The 11,755-nt window shown below is 65.3% G+C and carries 16 protein-coding genes and 1 tRNA gene; 8 read left to right on the plus strand and 9 right to left on the minus strand.

Annotation, left to right across the window (positions count from 1 at the left end; translation table 11 throughout):
- Positions 1–42: 42 nt before the first annotated feature.
- On the minus strand, positions 43–564 hold the full coding sequence (locus tag RH90_RS16325) for a carboxymuconolactone decarboxylase family protein (protein WP_010187119.1): 522 nt from the start codon (positions 562–564) through the stop codon (positions 43–45).
- 150 nt (positions 565–714) lie between these two features.
- Positions 715–1,257, minus strand: coding sequence for a peroxiredoxin (locus RH90_RS16330; RefSeq protein ID WP_010187120.1), 543 nt, complete (start codon positions 1,255–1,257; stop codon positions 715–717).
- A 146-nt stretch (positions 1,258–1,403) separates the two neighbouring features.
- Between RH90_RS16330 and RH90_RS16335 the strand changes: the two genes are divergently transcribed.
- Complete coding sequence (locus tag RH90_RS16335) at positions 1,404–2,303, plus strand: hydrogen peroxide-inducible genes activator (protein ID WP_010187122.1); 900 nt, start codon at positions 1,404–1,406, stop codon at positions 2,301–2,303.
- A gap of 78 nt (positions 2,304–2,381) precedes the next feature.
- Positions 2,382–3,056, plus strand: coding sequence for a fasciclin domain-containing protein (locus tag RH90_RS16340; protein WP_010187124.1), 675 nt, complete (start codon positions 2,382–2,384; stop codon positions 3,054–3,056).
- 45 nt (positions 3,057–3,101) lie between these two features.
- Here RH90_RS16340 and pgsA read toward each other — a convergent pair whose 3' ends face one another.
- Complete coding sequence (pgsA, locus tag RH90_RS16345) at positions 3,102–3,668, minus strand: CDP-diacylglycerol--glycerol-3-phosphate 3-phosphatidyltransferase (RefSeq protein ID WP_010187125.1); 567 nt, start codon at positions 3,666–3,668, stop codon at positions 3,102–3,104.
- A 136-nt stretch (positions 3,669–3,804) separates the two neighbouring features.
- Here pgsA and RH90_RS16350 point away from each other — a divergent pair, with 136 nt between their 5' ends.
- On the plus strand, positions 3,805–5,094 hold the full coding sequence (locus RH90_RS16350) for an MFS transporter (protein ID WP_010187126.1): 1,290 nt from the start codon (positions 3,805–3,807) through the stop codon (positions 5,092–5,094).
- A 16-nt stretch (positions 5,095–5,110) separates the two neighbouring features.
- Here RH90_RS16350 and RH90_RS23985 read toward each other — a convergent pair whose 3' ends face one another.
- The 4 genes from RH90_RS23985 to RH90_RS16365 form a co-directional block, all read right to left on the minus strand.
- A complete protein-coding gene (locus tag RH90_RS23985; protein ID WP_010187127.1) occupies positions 5,111–5,278 on the minus strand; it encodes a hypothetical protein in 168 nt (55 codons plus the stop codon).
- A 92-nt stretch (positions 5,279–5,370) separates the two neighbouring features.
- Positions 5,371–5,754, minus strand: a complete 384-nt coding sequence (gene gloA2, locus RH90_RS16355; RefSeq protein ID WP_010187128.1) for an SMU1112c/YaeR family gloxylase I-like metalloprotein — start codon at positions 5,752–5,754, stop codon at positions 5,371–5,373.
- A gap of 76 nt (positions 5,755–5,830) precedes the next feature.
- Positions 5,831–5,906, minus strand: a tRNA-Ala gene (locus RH90_RS16360).
- A gap of 128 nt (positions 5,907–6,034) precedes the next feature.
- The gene (locus RH90_RS16365) at positions 6,035–6,352 is read right to left on the minus strand and encodes a TIGR02300 family protein (RefSeq protein ID WP_010187129.1); all 318 of its coding nucleotides are present in this window, start codon (positions 6,350–6,352) and stop codon (positions 6,035–6,037) included.
- Positions 6,353–6,488: 136 nt separating this feature from the next.
- On the opposite strand from RH90_RS16365, the gene aroA reads away from it, so the two are divergent.
- The 3 genes from aroA to cmk are packed head-to-tail and all read left to right on the plus strand — an operon-like array spanning position 6,489 to position 8,706.
- Positions 6,489–7,838 (plus strand): 3-phosphoshikimate 1-carboxyvinyltransferase, encoded by a 1,350-nt coding sequence (aroA, locus tag RH90_RS16370; RefSeq protein WP_029625380.1) that lies wholly within the window; start codon positions 6,489–6,491, stop codon positions 7,836–7,838.
- A complete protein-coding gene (locus tag RH90_RS16375; protein WP_010187132.1) occupies positions 7,835–8,083 on the plus strand; it encodes a CBU_0592 family membrane protein in 249 nt (82 codons plus the stop codon). Before aroA ends, RH90_RS16375 begins: the two co-directional genes overlap by 4 nt.
- The gene (gene cmk / locus RH90_RS16380; protein WP_010187133.1) at positions 8,080–8,706 is read left to right on the plus strand and encodes a (d)CMP kinase; all 627 of its coding nucleotides are present in this window, start codon (positions 8,080–8,082) and stop codon (positions 8,704–8,706) included. The genes RH90_RS16375 and cmk overlap by 4 nt, the downstream gene beginning before the upstream one ends.
- Here cmk and RH90_RS16385 read toward each other — a convergent pair.
- The gene (locus RH90_RS16385; protein WP_010187134.1) at positions 8,703–8,999 is read right to left on the minus strand and encodes a type II toxin-antitoxin system RelE/ParE family toxin; all 297 of its coding nucleotides are present in this window, start codon (positions 8,997–8,999) and stop codon (positions 8,703–8,705) included. The genes cmk and RH90_RS16385 overlap by 4 nt on opposite strands.
- Positions 9,000–9,257, minus strand: a complete 258-nt coding sequence (locus RH90_RS16390; RefSeq protein WP_029625381.1) for a type II toxin-antitoxin system ParD family antitoxin — start codon at positions 9,255–9,257, stop codon at positions 9,000–9,002.
- Between the two features lie 288 nt (positions 9,258–9,545).
- Between RH90_RS16390 and rpsA the strand changes: the two genes are divergently transcribed.
- Positions 9,546–11,279, plus strand: coding sequence for a 30S ribosomal protein S1 (rpsA, locus tag RH90_RS16395; RefSeq protein ID WP_010187136.1), 1,734 nt, complete (start codon positions 9,546–9,548; stop codon positions 11,277–11,279).
- Positions 11,280–11,438: 159 nt separating this feature from the next.
- Entirely contained in the window at positions 11,439–11,717 is a 279-nt protein-coding gene (locus tag RH90_RS16400) for an integration host factor subunit beta (RefSeq protein WP_010187138.1), read from the plus strand.
- Positions 11,718–11,755: the final 38 nt, after the last annotated feature.

An 11,755-nucleotide genomic window follows, 5' to 3' on the forward strand; every position in this document is an offset into this window, starting at 1 on the left:
CACCCCAAACCCCTCCCCTGAAGGGGAGGGGCTTAAGGAGGGTCAATTGATCGCCGAATGGACCGTCGCGACGGCCTTCATCACTGCGCCGATCCGCACCGCGGTCTGGATCGCCTCGGCCTTGGCGCCGGCTTTCTTGAGGATCTGCTCGTGGCTGTCGATGCACATGCCGCAGCCGTTGATCGCCGAGACGGCGAGGCTGAACAGCTCGAAATCGACCTTCTCGATCCCCGGCTGGCCGATCACGTTCATCCGCAGCTTGGCGGGCATCGTCTGGTACTCGGCATTGCCGGCGAGATGCGTGAAGCGGTAATAGACGTTGTTCATCGCCATCACCGCAGCGGCGGCGCGGGCGGCGTTGGCAGCCTCGGGCGAGAGCTTGGAGGCGACCTCGGCTTCGGTCACTTCAACCAGCGGCTTGTAGCCGGTGGCGTGCGCGCAGCACAGGAACAGGCCGTACTTCTGCTGGTCGGGCAGATGCGCCTCGTTGAGCAGCGAGCCGACATTGAGCCGGATGTCCTTGGCGAAATCCGGGAGCGTCCCGGCGAAATCCTTGAGCGACATTGATCTTTCCCTATCCACAAACACGTCACCCCAGCGCAGGCTGGGGTCTCTCGAGGGCGAGCGTCATGCCCGCCCCATAAAGACCCCAGCCTACGCTGGGGTGACGGTGATGGCGGGCACGACCGTCAGGCCGCGCCCGCGCGTCCAATTTTACGCCGCGACCTGGAGGACGTCGTCGCCCTTGTTCCAGTTGCACGGGCAAAGCTCGTCGGTCTGCAGCGCGTCGAGCACGCGCAGCGTCTCGGCGGGATTGCGGCCGACGTTGAGGCCGTTGACCTGCACCGCCTGGATCACATTGTCCGGATCGATGATGAAGGTCGCGCGGAACGCGACATGCTCGTCCTTGTCGAGAATGCCGAGCTGGCGAGCGAGCACGCCACCGTTATCGGCAAGCCACGGAAAATCGGCCGCCGCCAGATCGGGATCCGACTTGCGCCAGGCGAGGTGGACGTGCGCGGTGTCGGTCGAGGCGCCGATCAGCACGGCGTCGCGGTCCTCGAAATCGCCCTTGAGGCCGGCATAGCCGACGATCTCGGTCGGGCAGACGAAGGTGAAATCCTTCGGCCAGTAGAACAGCACCTTCCACTTGCCCGGGAACGCATCCTGGCTGAGCGTCTCGCCGGCGGGGAGCGCGGATACGCCCTGCTGGACGGGAACGGTGAAGTCGGGGAGCTTGTCGCCGATGGTCAACATATCTTGGGCCTCCTGGAAGAAATGGGGCCTCATCGGACATCCTCACACGCGGCGTTGAAACGCCGTCTCGTTGCGCCCCCCATATAGGCGCTGGTCTTATCGATCCAATGGGTTATTTGTCGCCGGGTGATCGAGCGGAGCGATGAATGGCAACGTACCTACCGACCCTCAAGCAATTGCAATATCTCGCGGCATTGCAGGACCACGGCCATTTCGGTCGCGCGGCCGAAGCGTGCTTCGTCACGCAATCGACGCTGTCGGCGGGGATTCGCGAGCTCGAGACGCTGATCGGCGTGACGCTGGTCGAACGCACGCGGCGCGTCGTGCGCTTCACCCCATTGGGCGATCGGATCGCCGACAAGGCACGGCGCGTGCTGCGCGAGGCCGAGGAATTGGGCGACATGGCGCGCGCCGCCGGGCGCCCGCTGTCGGGCGAGATGCGGATGAGCGTCATCCCGACGATCGCCCCCTTCATGCTGCCGCGCATCCTGCCACGGCTGCGGCGCGACTATCCCGATCTCAAGCTGTTCCTGCGTGAGGAGCCGAGTGGTGCGGCATGCGAGGGGCTGCATCACGGCCGCGCCGACTGCGTACTGCTCGCGCTTCCCTATGCCTGTGGCGAAGTTTCGTCGCAGACGCTGTTCGACGATCGGCTGTTCGTCGCCGGGCAGCCGGGCGAGATGGGCAATGTCGACCGCGCGATGCCGCCCTCCGAGATCGACGAGACGCGGCTGCTACTGCTCGAGGACGGGCACTGCCTCAAGGATCACGCGCTGTCGGCCTGCGCGCGCCCCGAGCTGCGCGCCGAGGCGACGATGCTTGGCACCTCGCTGCACACCATCGTGCAGATGATCGACAACGGCCTTGGCCTCACCATGCTTCCCGAGATGGCGCTGAATGCCGGCATCCTCGACCATACCAGTCTCGTCGCGCGTCCGCTCGATGCCGCCAACCCGTCGCGCAAGATCGCGCTCGTCTGGCGCCGGGGCTCCCCGCGCGAAAAGGACTTCCAACTGCTCGCCACGGCGCTGGCCGACGCCGCGTAACGAAACCATTTCGGTTCTGAACCGTATTTGTGACACGCCGTTCATCGAGCGCGCGTCCCAATCGAGTGGAGAATCGCGATGACCTTCAAGACCAACCTCTATCTTTCGGCGATGGCCGGCGCGTTGATCGTCGGCGCTGCGGCGACCGCCCAGACCGCTCCGACCGCCCCCGCCCCCGCAACCGGCGGAACGCAGACCGCGCCGACCGCAGGCATGCCCGCAACCGGCCAGACCGCGCCGGCAACCGCCGCACCCGCCGCGGGCGCCAACCCGACCGTCGGCGGCGCCGTGATGGACGCGACCAAGCCGATCGCGGTCAACGCCTCGGCCGCGCCGAACCTCAGCACGCTCGTCTCGGCGGTCAAGGCGGCCGGCCTCGCGACGACGCTGTCGGGCCCGGGTCCGTTCACCGTGTTCGCGCCGACCAACGACGCCTTCACGCGGCTCGCACCGGGCACCGTCACCACGCTGATGAAGCCCGAGAACAAGGCGACGCTGGCCAAGGTGCTGACCTATCATGTCGTCCCCGGCACGCTGACGCTCGCCGATCTGCAGGCGAAGGTTAAGGCCGGTGGCGGCAAGGCCTCGCTCGTCACGGTCGAGGGGGATCCGCTCGTCGTCGAGACCGTCGGCAGCGCGGTGCAGCTGACCGACGTCAACGGCAACAAGAGCTATATCGAGACCGCCGACGTCAAGCAGTCGAACGGCGTGGTCCACGTCGTCAACGGTGTCGTACTTCCCAAGCTCAGCTAATGTCGCGCGCGCGGCACCGAGCGATCGGTGCCGCGCGCTGACGCTTCAATCCATATATTTGAGACCGGCACGCAGATAATCCCAGCCGGTGATCGCGGTCAGCACGGCGGCAAGCCAGAGCGCGACCAGTCCGACCTGATGGACGAACGGATAGGGCGGCACCGCCCCCCCGAGGATCAGCGCGCCGAGCGCGATCAGCTGGATCGTCGTCTTCCATTTCGCCAGCTTCGACACCGGCACCGAGACCTGCAATTGCGCAAGGAACTCGCGCAATCCCGACACAGCGATCTCGCGCAGCAGAATGATCAGCGCCGCGATCTGATGCACGCCCTGGATCACCGCAGGCGTATCGTCGCGCGTCCCGACGAGCAGCAGGATCACCGCCGCGACCATGATCTTGTCGGCGATCGGATCGAGGAACACCCCGAGCTTCGACACCGTCCCTTGCGCGCGCGCGAGATAGCCGTCGAAATAGTCGGTGATCCCCATCAGGCAGTAAAGCGCGAAGCCCGCGGCATAGCCATTGGCCCAGCCCGGCCACCACAGGAACCATGCGAGCAAGGGCACCGCGACGATCCGCGACAGGGTGAGCAGGTTGGGCAAGGTCAGCACAGCCCTGCTCTACCCGCCTGATCGCCTTGGTGAAACCCCATCCCGACGGCGTCAAACCCATAAGCAGGTTGCTGCCGCCATACCGCCTAGTCTATGGGCGGCCTTTATTCTGCCACTTCGAGGCCGTGTACACACCATGCTCAACGCGCTCGGCTTGCTGAAAGAGCGCCGATTTCTGCCTTTGTTCGTCACTCAGTTTCTGGGCGCGTTCAACGACAATCTGTTCAAGACCGTGATGGTGCAATTCGCGATCTACAAGATTTTTGCAGACCCCAAGCTCGAACAGAATTTCACCGCCTTCGCGACCGCGCTGGGCATCCTGCCGTTCTTCCTGCTCTCGGCGCTCGCCGGGCAGCTGGCCGACACGCATGACAAAGCGAAGATCATCCGCATCGTGAAGACCGCCGAGATCGGGATCATGATCGTCGGCGCGTCGGGCCTGATGATCGCGTGGAGCGGCTATACCACCGCCGGCCTGATCCTGATGCTCGCCGCGGTGCTGTTCCTCGGCGTCCATTCGGCGTTCTTCGGCCCGATCAAATATGCGATCCTGCCGCAACATCTGCACGAGGACGAAGTGCTTGGGGGGACCGGCCTCGTCGAATCGGCGACCTATCTCGCGATCCTGATCGGCACCGTGCTCGGCGGCTTCATGGCGGTGCAGCATGCCGCGATCGTCGTGCTCGTCGTCGCGGTGGTCGGCTGGATCGTGTCGCTCCAGGTCCCGCCTGCGCTGCGCGAAGGCAAGGAGCTGTCGATCAGCTACAATCCGTTCACCTCGTCGTGGCGGCTGATCTCGGGGACGATGCATATCCGCCGGCTGTTCCTCGCGATCTGCGCGATCAGCTTCTTCTGGACGATGGGCGCGGTGTTGATCATCGTGTTCAACCCGCTCGCCAAGAACGTGCTGACCGCCGACAAGCACGTCCTCACGCTCATGATCGCGCTGTTTTCGGTTGGCGTTGCGGTCGGCTCGGTGCTGATCAACGCGCTGCTCAAGGGGCATACTTCGGCGAAATACGGGCCGGCCTCGGTGCTCGCGATGGGCGGCTTCATCGTCGCCTTCTCGCTCCTGTGCCGTTCGTGGCCCGCTGCGCCTGCCGGAACGCTGTACGACGTGATGACCTTCATCGAGACGCCGCGCGCCGCGCTCGTGATCCTGTCGCTGATCGGCATCGCCGTGACCGGCGGGATGTTCGTCGTGCCGCTCTACGCCTTCCTCACCACCACGGTCGCCAAGGACGAGACCGCGCGTACCGTCGCCGCGAACAATGTCGTCAACGCGGGCGCCATGACGATCGGCGCGATCGGGGTGCAGGGGCTGGCGATCGCCGGCGTCTCGCCCGAGAATACGCTGCTGGTGGTCGCGGCGATGTGCCCGGTCTCGGCGTGGCTCGCCTACAAGCTCCACCTTGCCTGCGACTGAGCCGCAGGCGGCACCTTCAGAAGATGAAAGTGTAGAAGCAGATGAAGAAGGCGGCGAAGCTCAGCGCGAACAGCCGCACGTCGCTGTCGTCGCGAGTCCGCGCCCGCGCGATCCGCGATTCGACGAACGCCTGGCGGAAGGGGTGACGCGCGCTGGGCGCGGTGAGCGAGATTACATCGTGCATGGCATTCGTTAACGCGTCGTTTACGATTCCGCTCCACGATTCGTGTCGACCTCGCTGTACAGATCTGGGACGGCCGCGCGCGGTGCCGTGGGTCAGCGCGTTTCGTAGAGTTCGAGCGGCAAGCCGTCGGGATCGCTGAAGAAAGTGAAACGCTGATCGGTAAAGGGGTCGATCCGGATAGGCTCGACCGCGACTCCGGCTTCGACGAGCCGCGCGATCACCGGCGCCAGATCCGCCACCGCGAAGGCGAGATGGCGCAGCCCCGCCGCCTCGGGATAGGACGGGCGCGGCGCAGGCGCCGGAAAGGAGAAGAGCTCGAGCTGCGCCGAACCGATGCGCAGGTCGGCCTTCCACGATTGCCGCTCGGCGCGATAGACTTCGTGGATCAGCTCGAGGCCGAGCAGATCGACGTAGAAACGTCTGGACCGCGCGTAATCGGTGCAGATCAGGGCGACGTGGTGGAGCGCGTTGAGCATCCGCGCGGCTTTAACCGTGCCGGGCTCGCGCGCCAAGCAGTGGCGCGGGTGCGGGACAGGAACTCAAAGGTAGGAATGGTGGAGCCGAGGGGGATCGAACCCCTGACCTTTCGCATGCCATGCGAACGCTCTCCCAGCTGAGCTACGGCCCCATCGTATTCTGGAAAGAAGCCCGAAACCGGAACCTCTTTGCGGGAAGGCGTCGCCCCTACCGAGGCGACGCGCCCTTGGCAAGCGGTCTAGGCGCCGCCTGCCATAAAAAACATCAATCAGCTGTGGATCAATGCTCGTCTTCGCTCGCCGGCGCTTCCACGCCGAGATCGTCGTCGCCGCCGAGATCGACCTCGTCGTCGGGCGAGGGCTCCTCGTCTTCACCGGTGTCGATATCCTCGTCGTCGCCGGCGAGATCGTCGTCCTTCTTGACCAGCTCGGGCTTGGCCTGCTCGAACGGCAGCGGCTGCTTCGACTTGAGGATCGGCTCGGGCTCCCAATGCGCCCCGCAATTGATGCAGGTGACGGGATCTTCCTTGCCGAGATCGTAGAAACGGGTGGCGCATTTCGGGCACGTACGCTTTGTGCCCCATTCCGGCTGGATCATATGCCGATTGAACCTTTTGTTGGGCCGATGAGCGTTGCGGCCCTCGGCGGACAGGAATTGGGTCTCGCGACCCACAGGGCCGCAAAGTGGTGCGCGCCTTGCCATAGCGCAAGCGCACTGTCAAAGCGCACGCCCGATGGCACACCCTATTCCCACCCCGCGCGCAATCCAACCATCCGGGCCACTCAAGGGTCGCGTCCGCGTTCCCGGCGACAAGTCGATCAGCCATCGGTCGCTGATGCTTTCGGCGCTCGCGGTCGGACGAAGCCGGATCGAGGGGCTGCTCGAGGGCGAGGACGTGCTGGCCACCGCCGCTGCGATGCGCGCGATGGGCGCGACGATCGTGCGCGACGAGGATGCGGTGTGGCGTGTCGACGGCGTGGGTGTCGGTGGACTGCTGCAACCGCAAACCGCGCTCGACATGGGCAATTCGGGTACGTCGACACGGTTGTTGATGGGCCTCGTCGCAAGCCACCCGATTACCGCGACCTTCATCGGCGACGCCTCGTTGTCGAAGCGCCCAATGGGGCGTGTCATCACGCCGCTGTCGCAGATGGGCGCCGACGTGACGGCGAGCCCCGGCGGGCGCCTCCCGCTGATGTTGCGCGGCATCTGCCCCGCCATCCCGATCACCTACACGCTGCCCGTCGCGTCCGCGCAGGTGAAATCCGCGATCCTGCTCGCCGGGCTCAACACGCCGGGGATCACGCGCGTGATCGAGCCGGTCGCGACGCGCGACCATAGCGAGCGGATGCTGCGCGGCTTCGGCGCGACCGTCACGGTCGAGCCGTCGCCGCAGGGCCGCGTTATCGAGATCACCGGCGAGGCCGAACTCAGGCCGCAAGCGATCCTGGTGCCGGGCGACCCCTCTTCCGCCGCCTTCCTCGTCGTCGCTGCGACGATCGTGCCGGGATCGGACGTGGTGGTCGAGAATGTCGGGCTCAACCCGACCCGCGCCGGACTGTTCACCGCGCTGCGGATGATGGGCGCGAGCATCGAAGAGCAGAACCCGCGCGACGTCGGCGGCGAACCCGTCGCCGATCTGCGCGTCCGCCATGCCGCGCTCACCGGCATCGAGATCCCGCCCGATCTCGCACCGAGCATGATCGACGAATATCCCGTGCTGTTCGTCGCCGCCGCCTTCGCGAGCGGCCGCACGATCGCGCGCGGCGCCGACGAACTGCGCGTCAAGGAATCGGACCGCATCGCCGCGATGGCCGCCGCGCTCGGCGCGATCGGCGCGCGCGTCGAGGAAGTCGAGGACGGGATGATCATCGATGGCACCGGCGGCGACCCGCTGCCCGGCGCCACGACGATCGCGACGCTGCTCGACCACCGCATCGCGATGAGCATGGCGGTCGCCGCGCTGCATTGCCGCAAATCGAATGACGGCGCCGCGATCACGCTCGACGACGCCGCCCCCGTCGCGACGAGCTACCCCGCCTTCTTCGACCAGATCGCGCAGCTGCAGAGCGGCGCCGCATGATCGATTCGCATACCGCCGACGTGATCGGCTTCGTTGGCGCGATCGTCATTCTGGCGGGCTTCGCCTATCAGACGCTCCGCAATGCGGCGCCGAACCTGGTGTCGAACGGGCTCAATTTTCTCGGCGCAGCGCTCCTCGCGCTGTCGCTCGTGGTGAACTACAATCTTCCGGCGCTCGCCCTCGAACTGGCCTGGGCCGCAATCGCTTTACTTGGATTGGTACGTATCGTGGCGACACGCCGATGATTATTGCTGTCGATGGACCCGCCGCCTCGGGCAAGGGCACGATCGCGCGCGCGCTCGCGCGGCATTACGGCTTGCCGCATCTCGACACCGGGCTGCTCTACCGCGCGGTCGCGGCGAACGTGCAGCGGCTCGAGCTCGACGCGTCGGTCGAAGCCGACGCGGTCGCGGCCTGCGATTTCGACGATACGCTGCTCGACGATCCGTTGCTGCGCAGCGATGCGATCGGCTCGCTCGCCTCGGTCGTTTCGGCGCATCCGCTCGTTCGCGCCTCGCTGCTGCAACGCCAGAAGCGCTTTGCGCAGCAGCCCGGCGGCGCGGTCCTCGACGGGCGCGACATCGGTACCGTGATCGCCCCCAGTGCCGACGCGAAGCTGTTCGTCCGCGCCACCCCCAACATCCGCGCCAAGCGGCGTCACGCCGAGCTTCGGTCGCACGGATCGCTGATCAGCATCGACAAGGTGCTCGCCGACATCCGCGCCCGCGACCTGCGCGATTCGACCCGGTCGAACGCGCCGCTCGTCCCCGCCAACGACGCGGCGTTCCTCGACACGAGCTTCCTCTCGATCGAGGCCTCGGTTCAGCGCGCGATCGACATCGTCGAGTCGAAGCGGACCAAAGGCTAGGGCGCGTTCGAAAGCCAATCCTCATGGCTGTGCCGGACACGCAGGATGACCACCTGACCGCCGTCATCCACTTCGTAGACGATCACATGCGCCTTGTACGGAAGCGCGCGGACAGCGCCGCTAAGTTCTTCGCGCAGCCGCGCCATTTCCGGATAGCTCGCCAACCGCGAAAAGGTGGCGACGAGGTCTTGGTTGTAGCGACGCGCCTGTTCGTAGCCGAATAGGTCGAGCCCAATCAGAAAGATGCCTTCGAGATCGTGATCCGCTTCGGCCGATAGCCTGAAGGCCGTCACCTACGCCGAGACTCGTTTCGACGCCTCGTGCCTCGCGACCGCGCTTTCCCAAATCTCCTCGACGCTTCGGTTGCTAAGGCCATTGGCGCGCGCTTCATCGACCAGCCGCTGCATATTCGCGACCTTGGCCTCGCGACTCTGCGCCTTGCGGATCAGATCGCGCACGACATCGCTGCTATTGCCATATTGCCCGGTTTCGGCCTGCGCTTCGACCCATGCCTTCATCTGATCGGGCAGCGATATGTTCATGGTAGCCATCGGCGTCTCCGTCGCGAAACCTATGCCTATGGCAAATTTTGTCAAGCGTGTGTTACCTTGCCCCCGCCTCGCTTGCACGCTATAGCCGCAAGGTCCGGCGAGCGGTGCTCGCGGAGGCTGGCGCGACAGGCATGTCCTCTCGCGCCCTTTTCGCATTTAGCGAGTTGCCCGCCCCCGCGAACGTCGATCGGCGGATGTCGGGCCGGCATGCGGCCATCCCGACACATAGGCCAAGACCGCCGGAGACAACCGGCTGGCCGGAACAATGATTTAGGATCCCATCTCTTTATGGCCACTCAGCCAAACCCAACCCGCGACGATTTCGCCGCCCTCCTCGAAATGACTCTCGGCGGTGCCGACAGCTTCGAAGGCCGCGTCGTCAAGGGCACCGTCACCGCAATCGAGAACGACCTGGCCGTCATCGACGTCGGCCTGAAGTCCGAAGGCCGCGTTCCGCTTCGCGAATTCGCGATGCCGGGCCAGAAGGCCGATCTCAAGGTCGGTGACGAAGTCGAAGTGTTCGTCGACCGCGTCGAGAACGTGCACGGCGAAGCGATGCTGTCGCGCGACCGCGCGCGCCGCGAAGCCGCATGGGACACGCTCGAAACCGAATTCGCCAAGACCGCGCGCGTCGAGGGCGTCATCTTCGGCCGCGTCAAGGGCGGCTTCACGGTCGACCTCAACGGCGCCGTGGCCTTCCTGCCGGGTTCGCAGGTCGACATCCGCCCGGTGCGCGACGTCACCCCGCTGATGGACATCCCCCAGCCCTTCCAGATCCTCAAGATGGACCGCAAGCGCGGCAACATCGTCGTGTCGCGTCGCGCGATCCTCGAAGAGACTCGCGCCGAGCAGCGTTCGGGCCTCATCCTGTCGCTCGCCGAGGGCCAGATCATCGACGGCGTCGTCAAGAACATCACCGATTATGGTGCGTTCGTTGACCTCGGCGGCATCGACGGCCTGCTCCACGTCACCGATCTCAGCTACAAGCGCGTCGGCCATCCTTCGGAAGTTCTCAACATTGGCGATACCGTCAAGGTTCAGATCATCCGCATCAACAAGGACACGCAGCGTATCTCGCTCGGCATGAAGCAGCTCGAGAGCGATCCGTGGGAAGGTGCAGCCGCGAAGTATCCGGTCGGCGCCAAGCTCACCGGCCGCGTCACGAACATCACCGAATATGGGGCGTTCGTCGAGCTCGAGCCGGGCATCGAAGGCCTGGTGCACGTTTCGGAAATGTCGTGGACCAAGAAGAACGTCCATCCCGGCAAGATCGTCTCGACGAGCCAAGAAGTCGACGTCGTGGTCATCGAGGTCGATCCCGACAAGCGCCGCATCTCGCTCGGCCTCAAGCAGGCGATCAGCAACCCGTGGGAGGCCTTCGCTGAGGCACATCCGATCGGGTCTACCGTCGAAGGCGAAGTCAAGAACGCGACCGAATTCGGTCTGTTCATCGGCCTCGACAACGACGTCGACGGCATGGTCCACATGTCCGACATCGCCTGGGGCGTTTCGGGCGAGGACGCGCTCAACCTGCATCGCAAGGGCGAGATGGTTCAGGCCATCGTGCTCGACATCGACGCCGAGAAGGAGCGTATCTCGCTCGGCATGAAGCAGCTCGAGCGTGGCGCACCGGCAGCAGGCGGCGTTGCCGCCGGCGGCATCTCGGCAGCGGCCTCGGGCCTCAACAAGAACGCCATCGTCACGGTCACCGTGCTCGAAGTCCGCGACGCGGGTCTCGAAGTGCAGGTCGGCGACGACGGCGCGACGGGCTTCATCAAGCGCACCGACCTCGGCCGCGATCGCGACGAGCAGCGTCCTGAGCGGTTCCAGACCGGCCAGAAATTCGATGCGATGGTCACCGGCTTCGACCGTTCGAAGAAGCCGACCTTCTCGATCAAGGCGATGCAGATCTCCGAAGAGAAGCAGGCGGTTGCACAATATGGCTCGTCCGACTCGGGCGCGTCGCTGGGCGACATCCTCGGCGCAGCGCTCAAGGCGCAGGGCACCGACGCCAAGAAGTAACATTCGGACCGACGGCGGGGGGCGATTTCCAGGACGGGAAATCGCCCCTTTTCATTTTTCCCGTCGTTTTCAACCTATCCCCGTGCTAGACTTGCTGTAGATCAAGCCGATACGGCCACTTTTTCGACAGCGTGTCAGCCGGGGGTAAGGAAGCGTACGATGATCCGATCAGAACTTGTGCAGACACTGGCTGCCGAAAATCCCGATCTGTCGCAACGCGACATCGAGGCTCTGGTCACGACCTTCTTCGATGAGATCATCAAGCGGCTCGCCGCGGGCGGGCGGGTCGAGCTGCGCGGCTTCGGCGCCTTTTCGACCCGCGCTCGCGATGCGCGCACCGGCCGCAACCCGCGCACCGGCGAACTCGTCGATGTCGACGCCAAGCGCGTGCCGTATTTCAAGCCCGGTAAAGAGATGCGCGCCAATCTGAACGTCTGAGCGCCTGAGCGCCTTGACGCCATGCGCCGGGTGCGCTT

The sequence above is a fragment of the Sphingomonas sp. PAMC 26605 genome (assembly GCF_000241485.1).
GTDB lineage: Bacteria > Pseudomonadota > Alphaproteobacteria > Sphingomonadales > Sphingomonadaceae > Sphingomonas.

Coding starts and splice junctions, on each gene's coding strand:
- RH90_RS16325 (WP_010187119.1), bottom strand. CDS start 564: ATGTCGCTCAAGGATTTCGCCGGGACGCTCCCGGATTTCGCCAAGGAC.
- RH90_RS16330 (WP_010187120.1), bottom strand. CDS start 1,257: ATGTTGACCATCGGCGACAAGCTCCCCGACTTCACCGTTCCCGTCCAG.
- RH90_RS16335 (WP_010187122.1), top strand. CDS start 1,404: ATGGCAACGTACCTACCGACCCTCAAGCAATTGCAATATCTCGCGGCA.
- RH90_RS16340 (WP_010187124.1), top strand. CDS start 2,382: ATGACCTTCAAGACCAACCTCTATCTTTCGGCGATGGCCGGCGCGTTG.
- RH90_RS16350 (WP_010187126.1), top strand. CDS start 3,805: ATGCTCAACGCGCTCGGCTTGCTGAAAGAGCGCCGATTTCTGCCTTTG.
- RH90_RS23985 (WP_010187127.1), bottom strand. CDS start 5,278: ATGCACGATGTAATCTCGCTCACCGCGCCCAGCGCGCGTCACCCCTTC.
- gloA2 (WP_010187128.1), bottom strand. CDS start 5,754: ATGCTCAACGCGCTCCACCACGTCGCCCTGATCTGCACCGATTACGCG.
- RH90_RS16365 (WP_010187129.1), bottom strand. CDS start 6,352: ATGATCCAGCCGGAATGGGGCACAAAGCGTACGTGCCCGAAATGCGCC.
- aroA (WP_029625380.1), top strand. CDS start 6,489: ATGGCACACCCTATTCCCACCCCGCGCGCAATCCAACCATCCGGGCCA.
- RH90_RS16375 (WP_010187132.1), top strand. CDS start 7,835: ATGATCGATTCGCATACCGCCGACGTGATCGGCTTCGTTGGCGCGATC.
- cmk (WP_010187133.1), top strand. CDS start 8,080: ATGATTATTGCTGTCGATGGACCCGCCGCCTCGGGCAAGGGCACGATC.
- RH90_RS16390 (WP_029625381.1), bottom strand. CDS start 9,257: ATGGCTACCATGAACATATCGCTGCCCGATCAGATGAAGGCATGGGTC.
- rpsA (WP_010187136.1), top strand. CDS start 9,546: ATGGCCACTCAGCCAAACCCAACCCGCGACGATTTCGCCGCCCTCCTC.
- RH90_RS16400 (WP_010187138.1), top strand. CDS start 11,439: ATGATCCGATCAGAACTTGTGCAGACACTGGCTGCCGAAAATCCCGAT.